The 23,254-nt window shown below is 60.6% G+C and carries 23 protein-coding genes; 12 read left to right on the top strand and 11 right to left on the bottom strand.

Features of this window, described 5'->3' with window-relative positions:
• Nucleotides 1-2 precede the first annotated feature (2 nt).
• Entirely contained in the window at nt 3-650 is a 648-nt protein-coding gene (gene ccmA, locus ASC90_RS15780; protein WP_056542191.1) for a heme ABC exporter ATP-binding protein CcmA, read from the bottom strand.
• 259 nt (nt 651-909) lie between these two features.
• Between ccmA and acnA the strand changes: the two genes are divergently transcribed.
• The 3 genes from acnA (at nt 910) to ASC90_RS15800 (ending at nt 5,335) form a co-directional block, all read left to right on the top strand.
• A complete protein-coding gene (gene acnA / locus ASC90_RS15785; RefSeq protein WP_056542193.1) occupies nt 910-3,600 on the top strand; it encodes an aconitate hydratase AcnA in 2,691 nt (896 codons plus the stop codon).
• A gap of 235 nt (nt 3,601-3,835) precedes the next feature.
• Nucleotides 3,836-4,573, top strand: coding sequence for a thioredoxin family protein (locus ASC90_RS15790; RefSeq protein WP_056542195.1), 738 nt, complete (start codon nt 3,836-3,838; stop codon nt 4,571-4,573).
• A 363-nt stretch (nt 4,574-4,936) separates the two neighbouring features.
• Complete coding sequence (locus tag ASC90_RS15800; RefSeq protein ID WP_056542199.1) at nt 4,937-5,335, top strand: DUF2794 domain-containing protein; 399 nt, start codon at nt 4,937-4,939, stop codon at nt 5,333-5,335.
• A 7-nt stretch (nt 5,336-5,342) separates the two neighbouring features.
• Here ASC90_RS15800 and ASC90_RS15805 read toward each other — a convergent pair whose 3' ends face one another.
• From ASC90_RS15805 to ASC90_RS15820, 4 genes are all read right to left on the bottom strand, one after another.
• Nucleotides 5,343-5,900: a GNAT family N-acetyltransferase gene (locus ASC90_RS15805; RefSeq protein WP_056542202.1), complete on the bottom strand. Its 558-nt coding sequence runs from the start codon at nt 5,898-5,900 to the stop codon at nt 5,343-5,345.
• A 116-nt stretch (nt 5,901-6,016) separates the two neighbouring features.
• Nucleotides 6,017-6,745 (bottom strand): Bax inhibitor-1/YccA family protein, encoded by a 729-nt coding sequence (locus tag ASC90_RS15810; protein WP_056542204.1) that lies wholly within the window; start codon nt 6,743-6,745, stop codon nt 6,017-6,019.
• Nucleotides 6,746-6,924: 179 nt separating this feature from the next.
• Nucleotides 6,925-9,468, bottom strand: coding sequence for an ABC transporter permease (locus ASC90_RS15815; RefSeq protein WP_056542206.1), 2,544 nt, complete (start codon nt 9,466-9,468; stop codon nt 6,925-6,927).
• Nucleotides 9,465-10,175 (bottom strand): ABC transporter ATP-binding protein, encoded by a 711-nt coding sequence (locus ASC90_RS15820; protein ID WP_056542207.1) that lies wholly within the window; start codon nt 10,173-10,175, stop codon nt 9,465-9,467. The genes ASC90_RS15815 and ASC90_RS15820 overlap by 4 nt, the downstream gene beginning before the upstream one ends.
• A 104-nt stretch (nt 10,176-10,279) precedes the next feature.
• Here ASC90_RS15820 and ASC90_RS15825 point away from each other — a divergent pair, with 104 nt between their 5' ends.
• Entirely contained in the window at nt 10,280-10,873 is a 594-nt protein-coding gene (locus tag ASC90_RS15825) for an arylesterase (protein WP_244480402.1), read from the top strand.
• Between the two features lie 68 nt (nt 10,874-10,941).
• Entirely contained in the window at nt 10,942-11,535 is a 594-nt protein-coding gene (thpR, locus tag ASC90_RS15830; protein ID WP_056542211.1) for an RNA 2',3'-cyclic phosphodiesterase, read from the top strand.
• Here thpR and ASC90_RS15835 read toward each other — a convergent pair.
• Nucleotides 11,442-11,942 carry a low molecular weight protein-tyrosine-phosphatase gene (locus ASC90_RS15835; RefSeq protein WP_056542214.1) on the bottom strand — a complete coding sequence of 167 codons (501 nt, stop codon included), beginning with the start codon at nt 11,940-11,942 and terminating at the stop codon, nt 11,442-11,444. The two genes, thpR and ASC90_RS15835, sit on opposite strands and share 94 nt — an antisense overlap.
• A 34-nt stretch (nt 11,943-11,976) precedes the next feature.
• Between ASC90_RS15835 and ASC90_RS15840 the strand changes: the two genes are divergently transcribed.
• Together ASC90_RS15840 and ASC90_RS15845 are read left to right on the top strand one after the other, a co-directional pair.
• Nucleotides 11,977-12,279 carry a 4a-hydroxytetrahydrobiopterin dehydratase gene (locus tag ASC90_RS15840; RefSeq protein WP_056542215.1) on the top strand — a complete coding sequence of 101 codons (303 nt, stop codon included), beginning with the start codon at nt 11,977-11,979 and terminating at the stop codon, nt 12,277-12,279.
• A gap of 56 nt (nt 12,280-12,335) precedes the next feature.
• Nucleotides 12,336-12,725, top strand: a complete 390-nt coding sequence (locus ASC90_RS15845; protein WP_056542218.1) for a YkvA family protein — start codon at nt 12,336-12,338, stop codon at nt 12,723-12,725.
• Between the two features lie 11 nt (nt 12,726-12,736).
• Here the strand turns inward: ASC90_RS15845 and ASC90_RS15850 are convergent, their stop codons facing one another.
• Nucleotides 12,737-13,297, bottom strand: coding sequence for a sigma-70 family RNA polymerase sigma factor (locus ASC90_RS15850; RefSeq protein WP_056542220.1), 561 nt, complete (start codon nt 13,295-13,297; stop codon nt 12,737-12,739).
• Nucleotides 13,298-13,625: 328 nt separating this feature from the next.
• Between ASC90_RS15850 and ASC90_RS15855 the strand changes: the two genes are divergently transcribed.
• On the top strand, nt 13,626-14,180 hold the full coding sequence (locus ASC90_RS15855; RefSeq protein ID WP_056542222.1) for an invasion associated locus B family protein: 555 nt from the start codon (nt 13,626-13,628) through the stop codon (nt 14,178-14,180).
• A gap of 225 nt (nt 14,181-14,405) precedes the next feature.
• Nucleotides 14,406-15,641, top strand: coding sequence for a 23S rRNA (adenine(2503)-C(2))-methyltransferase RlmN (rlmN, locus tag ASC90_RS15860; RefSeq protein WP_056542224.1), 1,236 nt, complete (start codon nt 14,406-14,408; stop codon nt 15,639-15,641).
• 20 nt (nt 15,642-15,661) lie between these two features.
• Here the strand turns inward: rlmN and ASC90_RS15865 are convergent, their stop codons facing one another.
• Both ASC90_RS15865 and ASC90_RS15870 read right to left on the bottom strand, forming a co-directional pair.
• A complete protein-coding gene (locus tag ASC90_RS15865) occupies nt 15,662-16,303 on the bottom strand; it encodes a LysE family translocator (RefSeq protein ID WP_056542643.1) in 642 nt (213 codons plus the stop codon).
• A 62-nt stretch (nt 16,304-16,365) separates the two neighbouring features.
• Nucleotides 16,366-17,220 carry an SDR family NAD(P)-dependent oxidoreductase gene (locus tag ASC90_RS15870; RefSeq protein WP_056542226.1) on the bottom strand — a complete coding sequence of 285 codons (855 nt, stop codon included), beginning with the start codon at nt 17,218-17,220 and terminating at the stop codon, nt 16,366-16,368.
• Nucleotides 17,221-17,409: 189 nt separating this feature from the next.
• On the opposite strand from ASC90_RS15870, the gene ASC90_RS15875 reads away from it, so the two are divergent.
• Nucleotides 17,410-18,633, top strand: coding sequence for an argininosuccinate synthase (locus ASC90_RS15875; protein WP_056542228.1), 1,224 nt, complete (start codon nt 17,410-17,412; stop codon nt 18,631-18,633).
• Nucleotides 18,634-18,691: 58 nt separating this feature from the next.
• On the opposite strand, the gene ASC90_RS15880 is transcribed toward ASC90_RS15875, so the two are convergent.
• Nucleotides 18,692-19,876 (bottom strand): multidrug effflux MFS transporter, encoded by a 1,185-nt coding sequence (locus tag ASC90_RS15880; protein ID WP_200950910.1) that lies wholly within the window; start codon nt 19,874-19,876, stop codon nt 18,692-18,694.
• A 202-nt stretch (nt 19,877-20,078) separates the two neighbouring features.
• Between ASC90_RS15880 and ASC90_RS15885 the strand changes: the two genes are divergently transcribed.
• Nucleotides 20,079-20,720: a LysE family translocator gene (locus ASC90_RS15885; RefSeq protein WP_056542232.1), complete on the top strand. Its 642-nt coding sequence runs from the start codon at nt 20,079-20,081 to the stop codon at nt 20,718-20,720.
• 24 nt (nt 20,721-20,744) lie between these two features.
• Here ASC90_RS15885 and ASC90_RS15890 read toward each other — a convergent pair whose 3' ends face one another.
• On the bottom strand, nt 20,745-20,960 hold the full coding sequence (locus ASC90_RS15890; RefSeq protein ID WP_056542234.1) for a DUF6434 domain-containing protein: 216 nt from the start codon (nt 20,958-20,960) through the stop codon (nt 20,745-20,747).
• 160 nt (nt 20,961-21,120) lie between these two features.
• Between ASC90_RS15890 and ASC90_RS15895 the strand changes: the two genes are divergently transcribed.
• On the top strand, nt 21,121-23,208 hold the full coding sequence (locus tag ASC90_RS15895) for a M3 family metallopeptidase (RefSeq protein ID WP_056542237.1): 2,088 nt from the start codon (nt 21,121-21,123) through the stop codon (nt 23,206-23,208).
• Nucleotides 23,209-23,254: the final 46 nt, after the last annotated feature.

A 23,254-nucleotide genomic window follows, 5' to 3' on the forward strand; every position in this document is an offset into this window, starting at 1 on the left:
CATCATCCCCACGCCCCCATATCCCCACCCGAAAACCCCGTCATCCGCAGCTCCCCCGCTTCCGCAAGCCCGAGTGGCTGGTGGGTTGCGGCAATGACGATGCCGCCGGTCTGGCGGTGCGTCTCGATCAGCGCGGCGAACAACGCGTCGGCGCTGGCATCCAGTGCTGCCGTCGGTTCGTCGAGGAGCCAGATCGGGCGATAGGCTACCAGCAGCTTGGCGAAGGCGAAGCGGCGTTGCTGGCCGGCGGAGAGATAGCCGAAGGGGAGGTGGGTGATGCCGGGCAGGCCGACAGCGGCGGCCGCTTCCTCAATGGACAACGCGGCATTGATATTTCCGTTGCAGAGAAAGTCGCGCCAGAAGATGAGATTTTCCGCGACCGTCAACTCGCTTTTCATGGCGTTGCGATGGCCGAGATAGTGGCTGACCTCGCCGACACGCCGTTGTGCATCGCCATCCGAATCAGTCAGCGCCACGGTGCCCGTGTCGGGTCGCAACAGGCCGGCGACCACACGAAGTAAAGTTGACTTTCCCGATCCATTTTTACCTGTCAAAACCAGCGCTTCGCCAGATTCCAGACGAAAGGATATGTCCTGGAAAATCAGGTCTTCGCCCCGGCGTGCAGCCAGATTGACGGCATCAAGATGCATGCCTTTCAAGGGGTTTAATTTTTCAGTCATCGCAATGCAAAAAAATCCGAAATGAACCACGCACTCTCTGGCACCTTTCTTAGAAATTATCTATAAGACCCGCAACCACGCCAGCGGCCGGCGTGAATTCCATCCTAGCGCCGAACATGAAGTCTTACTTCATGTGCGGACAGCGGAAATGGCCGTACCCGCATCCTGATGTGCATAACGTGCATAGGCGTCCGCACAATTGTGTTCGCTATCAGAAACGGGGTCTCTCGTGTCTAAATCTGTTGACAGCTTTAATTGTCGTTCCACGCTTTCCGTGAACGGCAAGGACTACGTCTATTTCAGCCTTCCCAAGGCTGAAGCAAATGGCCTTGCAGGTGTTTCGAAGCTTCCTTATTCGATGAAGGTTCTACTCGAGAACCTGCTGCGCTTCGAAGATGGCCAGTCCGTCACCAAGGAACACATCCTGGCTGTCGCCGAATGGCTGAACAACAAAGGCGCCGTTGAAAACGAAATTGCCTATCGCCCGGCGCGCGTGCTGATGCAGGACTTCACCGGTGTTCCGGCCGTCGTCGACCTTGCCGCGATGCGCGATGCGATGGTGTCGCTCGGTGGCGATCCCGAGAAGATCAACCCGCTGGTTCCCGTCGACCTCGTCATCGACCATTCGGTCATCGTCGACGAATTCGGCACGCCGCAGGCTTTTGCCAGGAATGTCGAGCTGGAATACCAGCGCAACGGCGAGCGCTACCGCTTCCTGAAGTGGGGCCAGCAGGCCTTCAAGAATTTCCGCGTCGTTCCTCCGGGCACTGGCATCTGTCATCAGGTGAATCTCGAATATCTCGGCCAGACGGTCTGGACCAAGGAAGAGGACGGCGAGACGATCGCTTATCCCGACACCTGCGTCGGCACCGATTCACACACGACGATGATCAACGGTCTCGGCGTTCTCGGCTGGGGCGTTGGCGGTATCGAAGCGGAAGCGGCCATGCTCGGCCAGCCGGTTTCCATGCTCCTGCCAGAAGTCATCGGATTCAAGCTGACCGGCAAGCTCAGGGAAGGCGTCACGGCAACCGACCTCGTTCTTACCGTCGTGCAGATGCTGCGCAAGAAGGGCGTCGTTTCGAAGTTCGTCGAATTCTTCGGCCCGGGCATGGACAACATGCCGCTCGCTGACCGCGCGACGATCGGCAACATGGGTCCGGAATATGGCGCGACCTGCGGCTTCTTCCCGGTCGACGGCGAAACCATCAACTACCTCACCATGTCCGGCCGCACGCATGACCGGATCGCACTCGTCGAAGCCTATTCCAAGGCTCAAGGGATGTGGCGGGAAGGCGACGGCTCGGAACTGGTCTTCACCGATACGCTCGAACTCGATCTCGGTGATGTCGTGCCGTCGATGGCCGGCCCGAAGCGTCCGGAAGGCCGCATCTCGCTGGAGAATATCGCATCCGGCTTCGCCACCTCGCTGGACACCGAATACAAGAAGCCCGGCCAGCTCTCCAACCGCTATGCGGTAGAAGGCAGCGATTACGACATCGGCCATGGCGACGTTGCCATTGCCGCGATCACGTCCTGCACCAACACCTCCAACCCGTCGGTGCTGATCGCCGCCGGCCTGCTCGCTCGCAATGCGGTCGCCAAGGGCCTGAAGACCAAGCCGTGGGTCAAGACGTCGCTGGCGCCTGGATCGCAGGTCGTCGGCGAATATCTTGCCAAGTCCGGCCTGCAGGCCGACCTCGACAAGCTCGGCTTCAATCTCGTCGGCTTCGGCTGCACGACCTGTATCGGCAACTCCGGCCCGCTGCCGGCGCCGATCTCGAAGACGATCAACGACAAGGGCCTGATCGCTGCCGGCGTACTGTCGGGCAACCGCAATTTCGAGGGCCGCATTTCGCCGGACGTCCAGGCGAACTATCTGGCCTCGCCTCCGCTCGTCGTCGCCTACGCGCTCGCCGGTACGGTCCAGAAGGACCTGACCAAGGAGCCGATCGGCGAGGACCAGGACGGCAAGCCGGTGTTCCTGAAGGATATCTGGCCGACCTCGCACGAAGTTCAGGAATTCATCCTGAAATACGTCACGCGCGAACTATACGAGAGCAAGTACGCCGACGTGTTCAAGGGTGACGAGAATTGGCAGGCCGTGCAGATCCCTCCGGGCCAGACCTATGCCTGGGACGACAACTCGACCTACGTCCAGAACCCACCCTACTTCGTCGGCATGGGCAAGACCGGCTCCGGCATCTCCGACATCAAGGGCGCTCGCGTCCTCGGCCTGTTTGGCGACAAGATCACCACTGACCACATTTCTCCAGCCGGTTCCATCAAGGCAGCGTCCCCTGCGGGTGCCTACCTTCTCGAGCACAACGTCGGCGTCGCGGACTTCAACCAGTACGGCACGCGCCGCGGCAACCACGAAGTGATGATGCGCGGCACGTTTGCCAACATCCGCATCCGCAACCACATGCTCGGCCCGAATGGGAAGGAAGGTGGCTACACAATCCATTACCCGTCGAAGGAAGAGGAATCGATCTACGATGCGGCCATGCAGTACAAGGCCGAAGGCGTTCCGCTGGTCATCTTCGCCGGTGTCGAATACGGCAACGGCTCGTCGCGTGACTGGGCTGCCAAGGGTACCAACCTGCTCGGCGTCAAGGCCGTGATCGCGCAGTCGTTCGAGCGTATCCACCGCTCGAACCTGGTCGGCATGGGCATCGTGCCCTTCGTCTTCGAAGAGGGCACGACCTGGGCATCGCTCGGCCTCAAGGGCGACGAGATCGTCACCATCGAGGGTCTTGTGGACATCAAGCCGCGCGAGAAGAAGATCGCCAAGATCACCTATGGCGACGGCACTGTCAGGGACGTCCCGTTGCTGTCGCGTGTCGATACGCTCGACGAGGTGATCTACCTCAACAATGGCGGCATCCTGCAGACGGTTCTGCGCGATCTCGCCGCCTGATTTTTAATAGACTTTACTGATAATGGCCGCCGGAAAGAAGTTTCCGGCGGTTTTAGTTTGCGACAACGGTATTGAACGCACGGCTCACGACCTTGTGTTTCGGCTGCGCGGGAAGAAGCTGCGTCTCACCCGTTCGTGACTTTTCGTTTGGGCCGGGAACGACTATCTCTACGTTCATAAATCGGCGCTGTGGCCCTCTGGCGGGCTGCCGGTGTTGAAGAAAAGGTGCAGGTGAATGTCCGCGCGGTTCTTGATTCCACTGTTGGCAGGTGTGGCTATGGCGGGCCCGCTTTTTGCCCAGGACGCGCCGAAAGGCGTGGTCGAACTCTTTACCTCTCAGGGCTGCTCATCCTGTCCTCCTGCCGACGCGGCGTTTCGCAAGCTCGTGGAGGGCGGCAATGTCATCGCTCTCGCCTATCACGTCGACTATTGGAATTATCTCGGCTGGGCCGATACCCTGAGCTCGAAGGAAAATACCGAGCGGCAATATGGCTACGCGCGGTCGATGGGCCGCGCGAACGTCTACACGCCGCAGGTCGTGGTCAACGGCCGGGATCATGTGGCTGGTGCCGACCTCGGCGCGATCGACAAGAAGGTTGACGACTACGCAACGCATGGCATGGGCTTGTCGGTGCCTATCAATGCCCAGTTGCGCGACGACGAACTCGAGGTCAAGGTCGGCGCCGGGCAAGGCAAGGCTAGCGTCGTGATGGTCTATTTCAATCGCGAAAAGACGATCGACGTTGAAAAGGGCGAAAACAGCGGCAAGAAGATCGCCTACCTGAACAGCGTTTCGGATGTCGAAACGGTCGGGATGTGGGACGGCAAGGAAACGAGCTTGACGCTACCCGCGAGCGTGATGCAGAAGCCGGACCTTGAGGGCTGCGCGATTCTACTTCAATCTGCCACCGCCGATGGTAGTCCGGGTGCGATCCTCGGAGCGACGGTGATCATGGCGGGAAAGAGCATCTGAAGTTTCGTCTGCTTTGGCAGATGGAAAACGGGGCGGCCCGGCTGATCGTATTCGGGGCTGGGGTTAAGGTCGATACGGTCAGCCGGGCCCTTTGGCGCGCTGGCGCCAAACTTTTTGCAAACCCCCAAACAGACGAATCCGGCAGGGATTATACGCAATTTCAATGCGGTGGAGAGCGAGACATGCTTCCCCGGCGCAGTCGTGAGGGAATTTCCCTTGTAAATGAGGCGCTGTTTTGACTGAAATGCGGCGCTCGGGAGATTGCACAGACTATGCTTAATGTGACCGCCGGCGCGCTTGCAATTTATAAAGGCTAAGGCAAACTGTCATTCTCCTGTTACAAGCGGAGGCTCTGAGAGACTGATGACAGATCAGCCGGATGTGCGGCGCGGCGAAAGCCGGTCAGCCGACAACAACTCCGCCGTTGTGGATCTCAAGGAATACAAGCAGAGCAAGGACCCCTCTCCGGTCACCTTTCACCGGCGCGAACTCGATGCGATATTGTGGATTTACGGTCGCATGGTAGGCGAGGGCGAGTGGCGGGACTATGCGATCGATCACCTGAAAGACCGCGCCGTGTTCTCTGTGTTCAAGCGTTCCGGTGAGATGCCGCTTTTTAGCATAGAAAAAAATCCGAAGCTTGCCGCCAAGCAGGGCGCCTATGCTGTCATCAATACCCACGGCACCATACTGAAGCGCGGGCACGAACTGCCGCAGGTGCTAAAAGTCTTCAGCAAGACGCTAAAGCTCGTCGAGAAGTGAGCCGGGATCAGCTCTTGAAAAGGGTGCCCGGATAGACTGCGGGATCGGGATCCGTTGCCGTTCCCGCGCCCAGCGACCGCTGCATGATCATGGTGTCGAGCCAGCGGCCGTGCTTGTAGCCGGTGCCCTTCAACAGGCCGGTTTTCTCAAATCCCAAACTGCCATGCAGCGCGATCGACGCCGGATGGGCGCCGCCGATGACGGCAGCCATCTGGCGGAAGCCGAGCTCGGTGCAGCGTGTTATCAGGTCGGCCAAAAGCATCTTCCCGATGCCACGGCCGCGGGCTTCCGGCGCCAGATAGATCGAGTCCTCGACCATCCAGCGATAGGCCGGGCGCGTGCGGAAGGCGGAGGCGTATGCATAGCCAAGCAGGCTTCCCTCGTCATCGACTGCGGCGATGTAAGGATAGCCCTGACTTGCAATTGCGCAGAACCGCGCTTCCATCTCCGGCCGTTCGGGCGGAGTGAGCTCATAGCTCGCAATGCCGTTCAGCACGGAATCGCGATAGATCGCGGTAATGGCGTCGAGGTCTGAGGAAGAGGCGATACGGAGGGAAACGGACATTCGAACGGGCCGGCAATGAGACAGGAGGTCGTCAGCCAGAAATCACTCCTTGAAATGCCGCGCAACAAAAAAGGCGGCCGAAGCCGCCTTTTCGATTTTGATCAACCGGTTCCGTCTTACTTGCGGTTGCCCATGAACTGCAGGAGGAACATGAAGAGGTTGATGAAGTCGAGGTAGAGCGTCAGCGCGCCCATGATCGCCTTGCGGCCGGCAACGGTCGCATCATCAGCTTCGTAGTACATGTTCTTGATGCGCTGCGTATCATAGGCGGTCAGGCCTGCGAAGATCAGCACGCCGATCGCCGAGATCGCAAACTGCATGGCGGACGAGGCCAGGAAGATATTGACGATCGAGGCGATGATCAGGCCGAACAGACCCATCATCAGGAACGACCCCATCGCGGACAGATCACGCTTGGTCGTGTAGCCGTACAGCGACAGCGCGCCAAAGGACGCCGCGGTCACGAAGAAGGTCTGAACGACGCTCTGGCCGGTGTAGATCAGGAAGATCGACGACAGCGACAGGCCAACCAGCGCGGCATAGACCGCAAAAGTTATCTGGGCGGCGGAGACGCTCATGCTGTTGATCTTGAAGCTCAGGAAGAACACCATTGCCAGTGGAGCAAAGATTACGACCCACTTCAGCGGGCTTGTATATATCGCGGCGCCAAATGCGGTCAGCTGGCCGTCGGATACGGCAAAGGTGAACGCGAAGTAGGCGGCCAAGCCGGTGATTGCCAGGCCGAGCGCCATCAGATTGTAGACCTTGAGCATGTAAGCTCGCAGGCCCTCATCGATCATCTCGCCGGTTTGAACGCGGCTTTGGTAGTTACGAAGGTCAGCCATAGTTTCCTCTTGACAGCTCCGATGTGAACACGGTGTCGGGTTTTTCGCCCGGGCGCCGCTGCGGAGCCCCAGCATGCCTGTACACAATATGAGCCTTTCGCCTTTTGCAAACAAGGGCCTTGCAACCCGGAACCGGGTTAAATCGCCGTAAGGTGAAGGGAATTCTCCCGTATCTTCAATCAGAGCTCGCGTAAAACGGGTGCTGCCTTCTGCCCCAGGATCCGCCATGTGCCGATGAGGCCGATGCCAACGGTGAGGACCAGAGCGGTCACCAGCGTCACACCCGCGACGTCGGGCAGGAAGTGCGAGGGGATGCGCATGATGCGGGACAGAATGTACCACGCGGCGACCCCACCGGCGAGAAGCGCGAAAATGGCCGTTGCCACGCCGAGGATCAGATACTCGTAGCAGAAGGCCCGGATCAGCATCCGCCTGGTTGCGCCCAGTGTCTTCAGGATGACGGCATCGTGGGTTCGGGCCCGATTTCCAGCTGCCAGTGCCCCCGCTAGCACGAGGACCGATGCGATGAGTGCAACGGAGGCCGCGGCGCGGATCGCCGTCGCCAGCTGGGCGACCAGGGTGTTGACGATATCGATGGCGTCCTTAACGCGAACGCTGGTGATCGTCGGATAGGTGTTGGTCACCGATTTGAGGATTGCCGCCTCCTGACCTGACGTTGCCGACGGGTCGGTCAGGGTCGCTAGCCATGCGTGCGGTGCGCCGCGGAAGGTGTTCGGCGAAAAGACCATGACGAAGTTGATGGAAAGCGATTCCCACTCGACTTTGCGCAGATTTGCGATCTTGGCGGTGATGTTGCGGCCGAGGACATTGACGGTGACGGTGTCACCGATCTTCAGGCCAAGTTCTCCGGCCTCCTCCGCGGAAAAAGAGACTAGTGGCTCGCCGCTGTAGTCCTTCGGCCACCAGGAGCCCTCGGTCAGCGAGGCGTTTTCCGGCAGGGTCTCCGCATAGGTAATGCCGCGGTCGCCGCGCAGCACCCATTGGCCACCCGGTGGCACCTTCACCTTGGTGACGTCCTGTCCGTTGAGCGCAAGGATACGGCCCCGCAGCATGGGAACCTCGACCAGCTTTCCGTCCGGCACCTCCGCCTTGACCAGCTTGCGGAAATTCTCGACCTCGGAGCCCTGAATATCGACAAAGAAGAAGTTCGGTGCGCCGGCCGCCATGCGCCCGGTGAGCTGCTGGCGCATGTTCCCGTCGATCAGCGTGAGGGTGACGAGAAGGGCCAAGCCAAGGCCCAGCGACAGCACCACCGAAGGCGTCAGAGCACCGGGGCGGTGAATATTGCCGATGGCGAGCCGAAGTGCCGGCGAGTTGACCCGGGGGCTGCGGCGGGCCAACCAGGCAATGGCCTCTGCAACCAGACGCAGGACGACGAATGCAAAGGCAATGGCGCCAACAAAGACGATTGCAATGAAACGGTCGTGGGCCGTGACAATCGCCAGGCCCGCAAGGATCGCCAGGAACACGGCGGCAAGCAAGACGTAGGGCCACGATGGCAGGCGGCGTGTCTCGAAACCCTGCTCGCGGAAAAGCGCGGTCGCGGGAACTTCGCGGGCATGCCCGAGCGGCATGATCGCAAAGGCAAGCGTCGTCACGATGCCGAACAGGACTGCCAGGAAAAGGGCGCCTGGATAGAACGTGGCGTCGGTCGAGACCGGAAGGAACTGTGCGAGAAACTGAGCGGCCAGCATGGGCGCCAATGCGCCGATCACAAGGCCGACCAGAATGCCGCCGAAGGCGATGATCGCAATCTGGATGAGGTAGATCAGCACCACGGTCGTCGCCGGGGCGCCGAGGCACTTGAATGTTGCAATTGTCGTGCGCTTGGAGTCGAGGAAGGCGCGCACGGCGTTGGCAACGCCCACGCCGCCGACGATCAGGGCTGTCAGGCCCACAAGGGTCAGGAATTGCGAGAAGCGCTCGATGTTCTCGGTGAGCGACGGTGCTGCCCGGTCGCTGCTGCGAATCGACCAGCCGGCCGCCGGAAATTCCTTAGCCGCTCGGTCGCGGATGGTCGGCGCCTCAGCGGGGTTGTCGAGCCTGATCTTGTAGGCGTGCTCGACCAAACTGCCGGTCTGTATCAGCCCTGATGCCTTGAGCGCCTCGCGGCTGACGATCAGCCGAGGCGCGAAACCGAAACCTTCGGAAACGGCGTCCGGTTCGGTCTTCACGGTGCCGGTGATGCTGAGGATCACGTTGCCGAGCAGAATTTCGTCCCCAATCGACAGGCCGAGCCTGTCCATCAGAATCGGCGCAGCGACAGCACCGTAGGTACCGCTCTGATCAGCAAGAAGGGCATGCAGCGGACGATTCGGCTCAGCCTCGAACTGGCCGTAGAGAGGATAGGCACCGTCGACGGCCTTGACCTCGACGAGGGCCTGATCCGAACCGTCGGGTTTGCGCGCCATGGAACGGAGGCCCGTCGAAACGGAGACTTTTCCGAGCCCCCGCAGAAAGTTCAGCTCCGGCTCGGTGGCTTCACGATTGTTGAGTTCGAAGCGCACGTCGCCGGCGAGAATTTCCTGACCGCGCGTCGAGATCGTGTCGGTGATCGACTGCGAGACCGAGTTGACCGCGGCGATCGCTCCGGTGCCGAGCGCTATGCAGGCGAGAAAGATATAGAAACCCTTGAGGCCACCTCGCAGTTCGCGGACGGCAAGGCGGAAGGCGAGCGAGACGCGCGGGGTCACAAGCCTCATGCAATCGCAGCCGCGGATTGCCGATCTGCCGCGCTGTCGCCTTCGATCCTTCCGGATCGGACGCGGATCTGGCGAGAGCAACGGTTGGCGAGCGACGTGTCGTGGGTGACGAGAAGCAGTGTCGTGCCACGCTCGGCCTGCTTCGAAAACAGCAGGTCGGCGATCTGTCGCCCGGTATCGGCGTCAAGATTGCCGGTGGGTTCGTCGGCAATAAGAAGGGCCGGTGAGGGAGCGAGCGCCCGCGCGATCGCGACGCGCTGCTGTTCGCCGCCGGAGAGCTGGCCGGGATAGTGATTGAGGCGCTCGCCAAGTCCGACGGATTTCAGTTCGCGCCGAGCGATCTCGAACGGATTAGGCACGTTCGCGAGTTCCAGCGGCACCGCGACATTTTCCAGCGCAGTCATGTTGGCGATCAGGTGGAAGGACTGAAAGACGATGCCGATGTTGCGGCCACGGAAATCGGCAACCTGATCCTCGTTCAAGGCGTGGAGAGGCGTGTCGCTGATGTTGATTTCGCCGCTATCGAGCCTCTCGAGACCGGCCAGTACCATAAGCAAGGTCGACTTGCCGGAACCGGATGGGCCGACGATGCCAACCGACTCGCCCGCGGCGATGGTCAGATCGATACCCTTCAGCACGTGGACGGACGCAGCCGCGCTGCCGAGCGTCAAATCGGCGCGCTTCAACTCGATGATGGTTTTTGCCAACAGTATTCGCCCTATATAAATGCCGATCGTATTGCCAATCTAGGGAAAGCGGAATGAATTTTAAAGTTGCCGGCCTTCACATCGCCGTCATTGTCGCCTCGCTGATGCTCTCGGTCGGGGCGAATGCAAGGACCATCAACCTGGTCGGGTTCGGCGACAGCCTGATGGCAGGCTATCAGCTTCCGCCGGGGGACGGCTTTCCCGAGAAACTGCAGGCGGCGCTGAAGGCAGAGGGCCTGGACGTTTCCATCTCCAATGCAGGCGTTTCGGGAGACACGACGACAGGCGGTCTTTCGCGTATCGATTGGTCCGTGCCGGACGGCACAGACGGGGTGATCCTGGAACTCGGCGCCAATGATGCCCTGCGTGGCATCGCGCCGGAACAGAGCGAAAAGAATCTTGACCAGATGATTACCCGGCTAAAAGAGCGTGGCATTGCCGTGTTTCTGGCCGGCATGATCGCGCCGCCGAACATGGGCGGGGACTATGCTGCACGCTTCAATCCTATCTACGAGAAACTGGCGCAGAAGCATGGCGTTGCGCTCTACCCGTTCTTCCTCGACGGTGTCGCGCTGGATGCTGCCCTGAAACTGGAGGACGGCATGCATCCGAACAGCAAAGGCGTTGATGTGATGGTCGAGAACATGGAACCGGCTATCACGCAATTCGTGAGGACGTTTTCGACTGTGAAGAATTAGGGACTTGCGCAGGTGCGCAATGCGTGATTCCGTGTGAGCACCTGCAAAAGATTCGGGGAGTGCTCGTTATGCCGAGACTTTTTACCGCCCTCGAAATTCCGCGCAATGCGGCGATGAGCCTTTCATTGCTGCGCGGCGGTCTGCCTGGGGCCCGGTGGATCGATGTGGAGAACTACCACATCACCTTGAGATTCATCGGCGATGTCGACGGACGCACGGCGGATGAGATCGTCGACCGGCTTGACCGCATCGACCGGCCCGAATTCCAGATCCGTCTCGATGGTATCGGCTCCTTCGGCTCCAAGAAGCCGCATTCGGTCTGGGCGGGCGTTACGCCTTCAGCCGAAATGTACGCGCTTCAGGCCGAAATAGAGCGCATCTGCCAGCGTATCGGCCTGGCGCCGGATCCCCGCAAATTCACGCCGCATGTGACGCTGGCGCGGCTGAAATCCTCTCGGGTCGATGACGTGGTTCACTACCTTGCCGGGCGCGGCAATTTTCAAACTTCGGCTTTCACCGTGCCCCGTTTCGTCCTTCTGTCTTCGCGCGAATCTGTTGGTGGCGGGCCCTACCTGACGGAAGAAATCTTCCCGCTCCACGAACCATTGTCGGTGCCCAGCGCCTCCAGCCGCTTGCTGCAGCCGGTGAAAAGCCTGGCATAGACCAGTTCGAAACCGTCATTGCCGCTATAGTAGGGATCGGGGATGTCTTCGACGGTCTTCAGCGCAAAATCGCCGAAGAGATGGACGTTGCGGGCTGCCGGCGCCATTCGACGCAATTCGGATACGTTGGCCCGGTCCATGGCAAGGATCAATTCGAAGTCGCTGAAATCCTCGATCACGATGCGGCGTGCGCGTTGCGCCGATATGTCGATGCCGTAATTCCGGGCGGTCGCGATAGCGCGGCGGTCCGGATGCTCGCCCTGATGCCAGCCCCCGGTGCCAGCGGAATCGACGGCGAAATGGTTCGCCAGACCGGCTTCCTCGGCGGCATGCACAAAAATTCCTTCCGCAAGTGGCGAACGGCATATATTGCCCATGCAAACAAACAGAATGCTGAAGCGTTTCATAAGAGACCCACGAGGAACGAGGAGGGACAATCGCATGAAACGGAACAAACTGGAACGGCCGGCTATCGACGAAGAACTCGCGAAGCTGAGCGGATGGTCGCTTGATGCTGAAGGCGCATCGATCTCCAGAAGCTTTAAATTCGGGCGTTTCGTGGAAGCGTTCGGCTTCATGACCGAGGCTGCACTTGCGGCCGAAAAGCTCGATCATCACCCCGAGTGGTTCAACGTCTACTCGCGTGTCGATGTGAAGCTCAACACGCATGACGCCGGCGGGTTGACCGAGCTCGACTTCAAACTGGCGGCGGCGATGGACAAGGCGGCTGTGCGGCGCATCTGATTGAATCAGATGCCGGCATCCCCCATATCTGCGCATGAACGAGAGGACAAAGCGGAATGGACGACGTCAAGTTCGGTGAGATCCTGTTGCCGGGAGACGAAGATACGCAGAACCGGCGCGAGGGTGCGGTGCGCAAGAAGTTCTGGCCGACCTTCAAGAAGGCTGTGCGCCAGATTCCCTTCTCGCGTGATGTGGTCGCTGCCTATTATTGCGCTCTCGATCCGCTGACGCCGACGAAGGTACGCGGAGTGCTTCTGGCGGCGCTGGCCTATTTCGTCATGCCGATAGATATGATTCCGGATGTCTTCGCCGTGATTGGATTCTCCGACGATATTGCCGTGTTCACCGCTGCTTTCGCGATGGTCAGCCGGCATATCAGGCCTAAACACTATGAAGCAGCTGATCGAGCGCTTGCCGACGAGCCCGAGGGCATGAGAACCATCTAGTCGCGGGCTCGCTAGACGCTATCGGCCTCAAGCACCTTCTTCAGTTTGCCAAAAGCAAGCCGTATCCTCGACTTTACCGTTCCGAGTGGCAAGCCGGTCGCCTCGGCAATCTGCGAATGCGATTGCCCAAGAAAGAACGCCGCCTGCAGCATCTCGCGTTGTTCTGCCGGCAGCTGGCTGACGGCCGCCCGCACCTGCCCGTCGCGCTCGTCGTTGGCGACTATTTCATCCGCGCCGATTTCGGCGACGGGTTGCAGGACCGGATCAGCTTCATCAAGCACCCGCGCGCGCGCGCGGCGCTGGATATCTATCCGTCGGTTCCGTGCGATACGGAAAAGCCAGGTCGAAAGCGATGATCTCGCCGGATCGTAAAGTCCGGCCTTGTGCCAGAGTACAATCATGACCTCCTGCACCAGTTCCTCGGCCTCGCCGCTCGTCATCTTCTGGCGCAACAACCACGATTTCAGTCGCGGCGCGAAATAGTCGAACAGGACGGCAAATGCCTGCTGATCGCGGCGTTCCGCAACAGCCCGTGCGAGGGCGGCGAAGCGCTGTTTCCCTTCGGCATCCATATTCCGTCACAAGCCCCCTGGCTCAGCGAATTCCTCAACGGATTTCCAATGCTTAATGACCTACAACGGTTTTCGAAAAGGTCAAACTCTTGCCTGAATCTTTATGTCTTAGATTCATCCATGGCGATGACCTTGATTTATCGCAAACCCATTTCGGATGAAGTTCCAGGGCGCGAGATTGACACTTGGGCGAAAATGACACACGCAGAGACTTCTCGCGGTCTCCGTTGACGCTTTGGTAACCTGAATTAAGTCAAAATAAAGCAGATCGTGATTATGCGCCGCCCGCTCGCTTCGGGCTCGAATCGCAAGAACCGGCAGGATATCCATGTTTGTAAGAAGTATCGCACTCGCCCTTTCCCTCGTTCTCGCCGGCGCCGGCATTGCATCCGCTCAAGCGAAGAAGCCAGCCGCGCAGGCAACGCAGCAGGCAGCCCCCGCTTCTTCGGCGCCGACTCGCATCCAGCAGTTCCAGGCCTGGGGTGCTTATTCCTACAAGTCGGGCGCGAGCACCGTGTGCTACGTTCTGTCCGTGCCCACCGAGAAGAAGCCGGCCGGGATCGATCACGGCGACAACTTCTTCATCGTGTCGCAGCGCCCGGGCCAGAACATCTCCTACGAGCCACAGGCGATGATGGGCTACGTGGTCAAGGACGCGTCGAAGATCGATGTTGTCATCGACAACAAGAGCTTCGTCATGTTCACCAAGGACAAGGCTGGTTGGGTCGAGAACGCGGCGCAGGAGCCGGCGTTGGTCGCGGCCATGAAGACCGGCCATGCGATGACGGTCAACGCCACCTCCCGCAAGGGCACGGCCACCTCCTATAGCTATTCGCTTTCCGGTATCTCGGCTGCCCTGAAGCAGATCGAAGCCTGCAAGTAAGCTGCGCTTGATGTGCCGATGATTTCGATGGCCGGCCTTGCGCCGGCCTTTGTCGTTTCCATCTATAGTGACGGATGGCAAAAATGATGCTAAAGGCCGGCATAACAGCGGTCAGATCGCGGCTTTGCCGTCATGCGCCGCACTCAATTTCTGCCTTCATGCCCTTTCCGCCCGCAAGTCATCCGGCTTTTGGGAGGACCGCATGTTGAATTCGGGATTAGATGTATGTCCGTGATGGATGCGATGACCGTTCTCAAGCCTGCTGGCGCCTCTCCTATGCGCGGCGAAGCCTTGCCGAAGCCGACGCTGATCGGCCTGACCCGCGAAGAGATGGGGGCTGCGCTGCGCGAAAAGGGCGTGGCCGAAAAGCAGATCAAGATGCGCGTCGCGCAGCTGTGGAACTGGATCTATGTGCGCGGCGTCTCCGATTTCGACCACATGGCGAACATCTCCAAGGACATGCGTGAAACGCTGAAGCAGCATTTCACCATCGGTCGCCCGGAGATTGTCGACGAACAGGTCTCCAACGACGGTACCCGCAAGTGGCTGATGCGGTTTCCGGCGCGCGGTGCTGGCCGCCCTGTCGAGATCGAGACCGTCTATATTCCGGAAGAAGGCCGCGGGACGCTCTGCATCTCCAGCCAGGTCGGCTGCACCCTCACCTGTTCCTTCTGTCACACCGGCACGCAGCGTCTGGTACGCAACCTGACGGCCGAGGAAATTCTGTCGCAGCTGCTGCTCGCGCGCGACCGGCTGGGCGATTTCCCGGATCGCGAAGCGCCGCAGGGCACCGTGATGCCCGCGGAAGGCCGCAAGGTCAGCAACATCGTGATGATGGGCATGGGCGAGCCGCTCTACAATTTCGATGCCGTGAAGACGGCTCTCTTGATCGCTACCGATGGCGACGGGCTGTCCTTGTCGAAGCGCCGCGTGACGCTGTCGACCTCGGGCGTGGTGCCGGAAATTTTCCGCACCGGCGACGAGATCGGCGTGATGCTGGCGATTTCGTTGCATGCGGTGCGCGACGATCTGCGCGATATTCTGGTGCCGATCAACAAGAAGTATCCGCTGAAGGAACTGATCGACGCCTGTCGCGCCTATCCGGGCCTGTCCAACGCGCGCCGCATCACCTTCGAATATGTGATGCTGAAGGACGTCAACGACAGTCTGGAAGACGCCAAGGGGCTGATCAAGCTGCTCAAGGGCGTGCCGGCGAAGATCAACCTGATCCCGTTCAATCCGTGGCCGGGCACCAACTACCAGTGTTCGGAGTGGGCGCAGATCGAGAAGTTCGCCGATTTCATCAACGCGGCCGGCTATGCTTCGCCGATCCGCACCCCGCGCGGCCGCGACATCCTCGCCGCCTGCGGCCAGCTGAAGTCGGAATCGGAGCGGATGCGCAAGACCGAGCGCATGGCCTTCGAGGCAATGATGATCGCAAACCACGGCGCAGACGACTGATCAGCCGATGCGGGTTCGGATCAGCGCGCCTGCGTGAGCAGGATTTTCGCGGCAAAGACAGAGAAGACGCCGGCGAAGGTATAGTCCATGCCGCGCAACACCTTCTTGTTGTTCTGTAGCCAGCCGGCGAGCCAGTCGGCGGCGAAGACAACGGCGGCGTTGACCGGCATGCCGATCAGGATGAAGCAGAAACCGAAGAACAGCAGCTTGTGGGTGACGGCGGGATCGCCGGCGCTGACGAATTGCGGCAAGAAGGTCATGAAGAAGATGATGACTTTCGGGTTCAGCAGGTTGACCCAGAAACCGGAGGAGATGTTGGCGAGCGGAGTGCCCTTCACTGCTTCGACCTTCTTGATCGACAGCTTCGAACCGAAGCGGATCGCCTGGATGGCCAGCCACAGGAGATAGGCGGCGCCGCCGGTCTTTAGGATCAGGAAGGCGGTCGGCGAGGCGGTTATCAGCGCCGATATGCCGAAGGCGACGAGCATGGTGTGGACGACGATGCCGAGACTGGTACCAAGCACCACGAAAAGTGCTGCCTTCTTGCCTTGGGCCAAGGCACGGCTGATCGACAGCGTCATGTCGGGGCCGGGTGTCGCGGCGAGCAGAAGCGTTGCCGCGGCAAAGGCGAGGAGGGTCGGGAAGGTCGGGAGGAAATCCATGGCACGCTCCGAAGCCGGGTATGAAAGCTTGGTCTCATATCCGGCTTTCAGAAAATGTCCAATCAATCCTTGCCGTCGATAAACGCCTTGGACTTGTCGGCATAGTCGGGGTGCCAGCGCGACAGCGGCGGGCGGTTTTCGATAATGTCGCCAATGGCCCAGGCCATGCGGCGTTCGTCTGTCGAACGGGCGACGTCGTTGTCGGGGCAGAGGATGTAGAAGTCGCCCTTGCCGATGCTTTCGATCATGAAATCCACCGTCTGCTCAGAGGTCCAGGCGGCAGCCGGTTTCTCGGCCCTGTCGCCTTTGGTCAATCCGGTGAAGACGAAGCCGGGGATCAACAGATGCGCCGAGATCCTGGAGCCCTCGGTGTTGCGCAGTTCGTGCTGCAGGGCCTCGGTGAAGGCTTTCACGCCAGCCTTCGACACATTGTAGGCAGGGTTGCCGGGCGGCGTGGTGATGCCCTGCTTCGAGCCGGTATTGATGATCAGGCCGGGTTCTCCGTGGGCCAGCATTTGCGGGCCGAAGGTACGGGTGCCGTTGATCACGCCCAGCAAGTTTACGCCGAGGATCGCGTCCCAACCGGCCTGGGCGCTGAAGATCGAGGTCTCCGGTCCGATGCCGGCATTGTTCATCAACACGTGGACGCGGCCGAAACGCTGGATGACGGCGCGCTCGAGCGCCTCGAGCGCGGTCTTGTCGGCAACGTCGGTCTCGATCGCCATGACATGCTCTTCACCCGAGATTGCCTTCAGCGCGTCGGCCGCAGCAGCCAGCCGGGCGCCACCGAGATCGGCAATGGCCACGCTCATGCCGGCGCTTGCGAAATGCTTGGCGGCTGCAAGCCCGATGCCGGAGGCGCCGCCGGTAATGACGGCTACGTTGGATTTCTTGATAACGTCCTTTATATTCGTCACGGCTCGGGCCTCCTCGCGCTTTGTTCGGACGCAGCAGATATGGGCTGCGGTTTGGTACTGTCAAACCCTCGCCGAAGGCGGCAACCGGACGTCGTTCCCCTTGCGTCGTGCGACAATCTCGCTAAAAGTGCCCGCGACACCGGGTTTTGCGGGTTTGCCGCTGCCCTCATGCACAACGGACCTCATCTCATGGCAACGAAAAAAGACGTGAAGAAAGTCGTTCTCGCCTACTCCGGCGGCCTCGACACCTCGATCATTCTGAAGTGGCTGCAGACCGAACTCGGCGCCGAAGTCGTGACCTTCACGGCCGACCTTGGCCAGGGCGAAGAGCTGGAGCCGGCGCGCAAGAAGGCCGAGATGCTCGGCATCAAGGAAATCTACGTCGAGGACGTGCGCGAAGAATTCGTGAAGGACTTCGTCTTCCCGATGTTCCGCGCCAATGCCGTCTATGAAGGCGTCTACCTGCTCGGCACCTCGATCGCCCGGCCGCTGATTTCAAAGCACCTGATCGACATTGCCAGGAAGACCGGCGCTGATGCGATCGCCCATGGCGCCACCGGCAAGGGCAACGACCAGGTTCGCTTCGAGCTGTCCGCCTACGCGCTGAACCCAGACATCAAGATCATCGCGCCATGGCGTGACTGGGCTTTCAAGAGCCGCACCGATCTGCTTGCCTTTGCCGAGCAGCACCAGATCCCGGTGGCCAAGGACAAGAAGGGCGAAGCGCCGTTCTCGGTCGACGCGAACCTGCTGCACTCCTCGTCCGAAGGCAAGGTTCTGGAAGATCCGGCCGTCGAGGCGCCCGAATACGTGCACATGCGCACGATCTCGCCGGAAGCGGCACCCGACAAGGCGACCATCATCAAGGTCGGTTTCGAGAAGGGTGACGCTGTTTCGATCAACGGTGTCCGCATGAGCCCGGCGACGCTGCTCGCCACCCTAAACAACTACGGGCGCGACAACGGCATCGGCCGTCTTGACCTTGTCGAGAACCGCTATGTCGGCATGAAGTCGCGCGGCGTCTATGAAACGCCCGGCGGTACGATCCTGCTTTCGGCGCACCGCGCCATCGAATCGATCACGCTTGACCGGGGTGCGGCGCATCTCAAAGACGAGCTGATGCCGAAATATGCCGAGCTCATCTATTACGGCTTCTGGTTCTCGCCGGAGCGCGAAATGCTGCAAGCGCTGATCGACAAGAGCCAGGAGCATGTCGAGGGCGAAGTGACGCTGAAGCTCTACAAGGGCAACGTCATGGTCACCGGCCGCGAGAGCCCGAAGTCGCTCTATTCCGACAAGCTGGTCACCTTCGAGGACGATCAGGGCGCCTACGACCAGAAGGATGCTGCCGGCTTCATCAAGCTCAACGCGCTACGCCTGCGGACGCTCGGCAAGCGCAACCTGACGAAGTAAACGGCAGGTTCACGACAATCGCTTGAAGTTGCCAAGGCCCGCCTCTCGCGGGCCTTTTTTATTCGCCCACCGAGTGCTGCAATGTCGTGGCTGCCCGGCGCGAGGCGCGCAGGAAATAAGCATAGCTCAGTATGGAAACCAGCGTCATGGTCGGGATGACCGTCCCGAACGCAAGTAGCGGCAGGCCGATCAGCGAGCCCACGACGCCACCGGCAAAGCCGCCGCCCATCTGGATAAAGCCCATCATCGCCGAGGCGGAGCCTGCGATATGGGGGAACGGGTAGAGGGCGGACGTGGTCATATGCGGCGTAAGGTAAGCCAGGCCGAAGGCGAGGAAGGCGACCGGCACCATGATCGAGAGGTAGGAGGGCGTGATAAGTTGGACCGAAAGCGCGATCATGACGCCGGCAAGACCGAGAAGCCCGAGACCGACGCGCACCGAACCATCACCGCCGAGCCGTGATGCGGTGTAGCGCAGGCAGACGGAGCCGAGGAAGTAGGAGCCGGACTGCATCAGCATGCCGAGGCCGAAGGCGGTGGGCGACAGGCCGACCACCTTGATCAGGATGAAGGGCAGCAGCGTTGACTGGGCATAGAGAGCGCCGATAGAACCGCCGAGGACCAGCGACGCGGAGACGAAGCGGCCTTCCCGGACAAGCTCGGCATAGGCCGAGAGCAGCGGTCCCGGAAGCGCGCGCCGGCGATCCGGCACGCTGGTCTCGCGCATGAAGACCAGCACCGCGAGGCAGATCAGCAGGCCGAAGCCTACCAGCAGGAAGAATACCGATTGCCAGCCGAAGGCGGCGAGCGCCAGGCCGCCGGCGGTCGGTGCGATGGCCGGGCCGATGGCGATCATGATGCCGATCAGGTTCATGATGCGCGAGGCTTCGCTGCCGGTGAACTGGTCGCGGACGATGGCGCGTGCGACGGTGATGCCGACAGAAGCGCCGATGCCCTGGATCAGGCGACCGGCGAGCAGCCATTCGATACCGGGAGCAAACGCGGCCAGGAGGCTGCCGATCATATAGATACCAACGAAGGGCAGGGTCGCCGGCCGGCGCCCGAATGCATCCGACAGCGGCCCGGCCAACAATTGGGCGATGGAGAAGCCGCCGAAATACAGCGACAGCGTCATCTTGATCGCCGAATCCGTGGTCTGGAACGCGGCAACCAGTTCCGGCATGGCCGGTGTGTAGATCGACATCGAGATGGGGCCAATGGTGACGAGCAGTGCTCCGAGCATGCTCGTTCGCCGTTCGCTCATCCGGAATGGGGGCATATTGGGTGCTCGGCTGCGGTTGGCATCTATCGCCCACTAAACCGGGCTGTCTCACTTCTGGCCGAAGCCCGGGGATACGGCAATTCAAAAATGTGATTGGCACTGCTTGCTGCTTGACGATCAGGCGCGACCGCATAGTCTGCAACGGTCAATTTCGGAGTTGCCTATGACCCAATCCCTGTTCGCGGGCGCCTTTCTCGCAGCGTTGCTCTACGTGCTCATTCCCGGCCCGGCGTTTCTTGCGCTGCTCGGCATCGGAGCGGGACAGGGGCGAAGGGCAGGGGCGCAGTTTGTCTGCGGACATCTGGTCGGCGACGTGCTCTGGGCGTCGCTCGCCCTCGTGGCGATCATCGGGGCCAAGACGATCGGCACTTTCGTGTTCGATGCGCTCGGCCTGCTCTGCGGTTTCTATCTGGCCTGGATCGGCTGGAATGCTTTCCGTGCGAAGCCGAAGGGCGAGGGGCAGGCTCTGATGGCGGTCGAGCGGCCGTTTCGCCGTGGGCTGATTTTCGGCGTCACCAATCCCAAGGGCTACCCGGTCGCGCTGGCAACCTTCACGGCGCTGGTGGCAGGTTCGGCAAGTGCGCTGCGGTTCGAGACACTGCCGGTTCTGCTGGCCGTCTCATTCCTCGGCTTTATCGTGGCCGACATGATCCTGATCGCCATTGTCGGCACAGGCGCGGTTCGTCGGTTCTACCGGTCGCACGAGCGGCTGATCGTGCGTTGCTCCGGTGTGTTGTTCATGGGATTTGCCGCGCAGGCGCTGTTGCACGCGACGCCGGGACTGCTTGGCTGGCGGAAAGCGTGACGGGGGAGCTGCGGGCGCGGAGGATTATCGCTTGGCCGCTTCACGCCGGCGCCATTCGTCGGCTGCATCCCCCATCGTCTGATCGATTGCCGTCTTGAGCCACGCCATCAACGAGCGGTCGAATTTGAAGCCTTCGCCGCATTCCGTTTGGAAAAAGCGCCTGACGTTCTGAGTGTTGCGATACGATCCTGTCAGAGGCGTAGTGCGCGTGATCTCGTCGCTGTGCCAATCGAACGCCATGTTGGTTGCCTTCCATCAACGTAAGCCGGTCGGCGCGGAACTCTTGAATTCAAGCTCTCGGTGTCGTGTCCATCGCCCAGTCCAATACACGAGGGAATACCAATCGCGTCAATCCCTTCCTATATTGCCGTTTCATCAGCCTGCCACAAAGGATGTCCGCATGCCTTCGACACCAGAATTCAATCCGGAACTCGTCAATTGGAACGGCCTGCACGGTCTGCCGCGTTTCGACGCCTTGAACGACGGCGACTTCGCGCCCGCTTTCGACACAGCGCTTGCTTCGCACGAGCGTGAGATCGACGAGATCGCCGGAAATCCGGCAGAGCCGACGTTCGAGAACACCGTCGTGGCCCTGGAGACCGCTGGCGACGCGCTTGCGCGGGTGTCGGCGCTCTTCTGGGGCAGGGCCGGCGCGCACACCAACGATACAATTCAGGCGCTCGAACGGGAAATCTCGCCGAAGATGTCGCGCCATTATTCGAAGATCGGCATGAACGCGGCGCTGTTTGCGCGAATCGATGCACTTTGGGCGAAGCGCGAGAGTCTCGGTCTGACCCTGGAGCAGACGCGTGTGCTGGAGCGTCACTGGAAGGGCTTCGTCAAGTCCGGTGCGAAGCTTCCGAAGGCCGAGCAGGAGAAGCTTGCCGGCATCAATGAAAAGCTTGCCGGCCTCGGCACGCAGTTCGGCCAGAACGTGCTGGCGGACGAGAAAGGCTGGGCGCTGAACCTGTCCGACGAGGCCGATCTTGTCGGCGTGCCCGATTTCCTGAGAGACGCGATGGCCGCCGCCGCCCGCGAGCGTGGCGAGGACGGCAAGTTCGCCGTGACGCTGTCGCGGTCGATCATCGAGCCGTTTCTGACTTTCTCGGAACGCCGCGATCTGCGCGAGCAGGCCTTCCAGGCCTGGGTGGCGCGCGGGGCAAACGACGGCCCGTCGGACAATCGTGGCATCATTCGCGAAACGCTCGGCTTGCGCGACGAGGTGGCAAAGCTGCTCGGCTATGGCAATTTTGCCGAGATGAAGCTCGACAATACCATGGCCAAGACGCCTGACACAGTGAACCACCTGTTGAAGGAAGTCTGGGTGAAGGCCGTCAGGCGAGCCGGAGAGGAAGAAGGCGACATCGCAAAGCTGATTGCCGAAGAGGGCAAGAACCACGAAGTCATGCCTTGGGACTGGCGGCACTATGCCGAGAAGATCCGGGCGCAGAAGTTCAATTTCTCCGAGGCCGAGCTGAAGCCCTACCTGCAGCTCGAAAAGATCATTGATGCCTGCTTCGACGTGGCCGGCCGGCTGTTCGGCATTCATGCCATCGAGAAGAAAGGCGTTCCAGCCTATCATCCCGATGTGCGGGTGTTCGAAATCCGTGACCAGGAGAACAGGCTGGTCGCGATGTTCCTCGGCGACTACTTCGCACGGAGTTCGAAGCGTTCAGGGGCATGGATGAGCTCGTTCCAGTCGCAGCACAAGCTGCCTTTGAAGAATGGCCACACCGGCGAGCTGCCGATCATCTACAATGTCTGCAATTTCGCCAAGCCTGCCGATGGAAAGCCGGCGTTGCTGTCGCTCGATGACGCCCGCACACTGTTTCACGAGTTCGGCCATGCGCTGCACGGCATGCTCTCCAATGTCACCTACCCCTCGGTTTCGGGCACCGGCGTCTCGCGTGATTTCGTCGAATTGCCGTCGCAGCTTTACGAGCACTGGCTGACGGTTCCGGCCATTCTCAAGCAATATGCCGTGCATTTTGAAACCGGGGCGCCGATGCCGCAGGAATTGCTCGACAAGGTTCTGGCAGCGCGTACCTTCAACTCCGGCTTCAACACCGTTGAATTCACCTCGTCGGCGCTGGTCGACATGGCCTTCCACACGCGCGACAAGATCGAGGATCCGATGGCGGTTCAGGCCGAAGTGCTTGCGGAGCTCGGCATGCCGAAGGCGATCGTCATGCGCCATGCCTCGCCGCACTTCCAGCATATCTTCTCCGGCGGCTATTCGGCCGGGTATTACTCCTACATGTGGTCGGAAGTGCTCGATGCAGATGCCTTCCAGGCCTTTGAGGAGACCGGCGATGCCTTCAACGGTCAGATGGCTGCCAAGCTCAAGGACAACATCTATTCGGTCGGCGGTTCAATAGATCCCGAGGATGCCTACAAGGCTTTCCGCGGCAAGCTGCCGAGCCCGGATGCGATGCTGGTCAAGAAGGGGCTTGCGACCTTCGAGGAGCTTTCCGGCAGCGACGCATAGCGCGTGGGATTGAACACTTCTCGATGAGAAGATGTGAGAAAGCGGG

The sequence above is a fragment of the Rhizobium sp. Root1220 genome (assembly GCF_001426265.1).
In the GTDB taxonomy this organism is placed as follows: Bacteria; Pseudomonadota; Alphaproteobacteria; order Rhizobiales; family Rhizobiaceae; genus Rhizobium.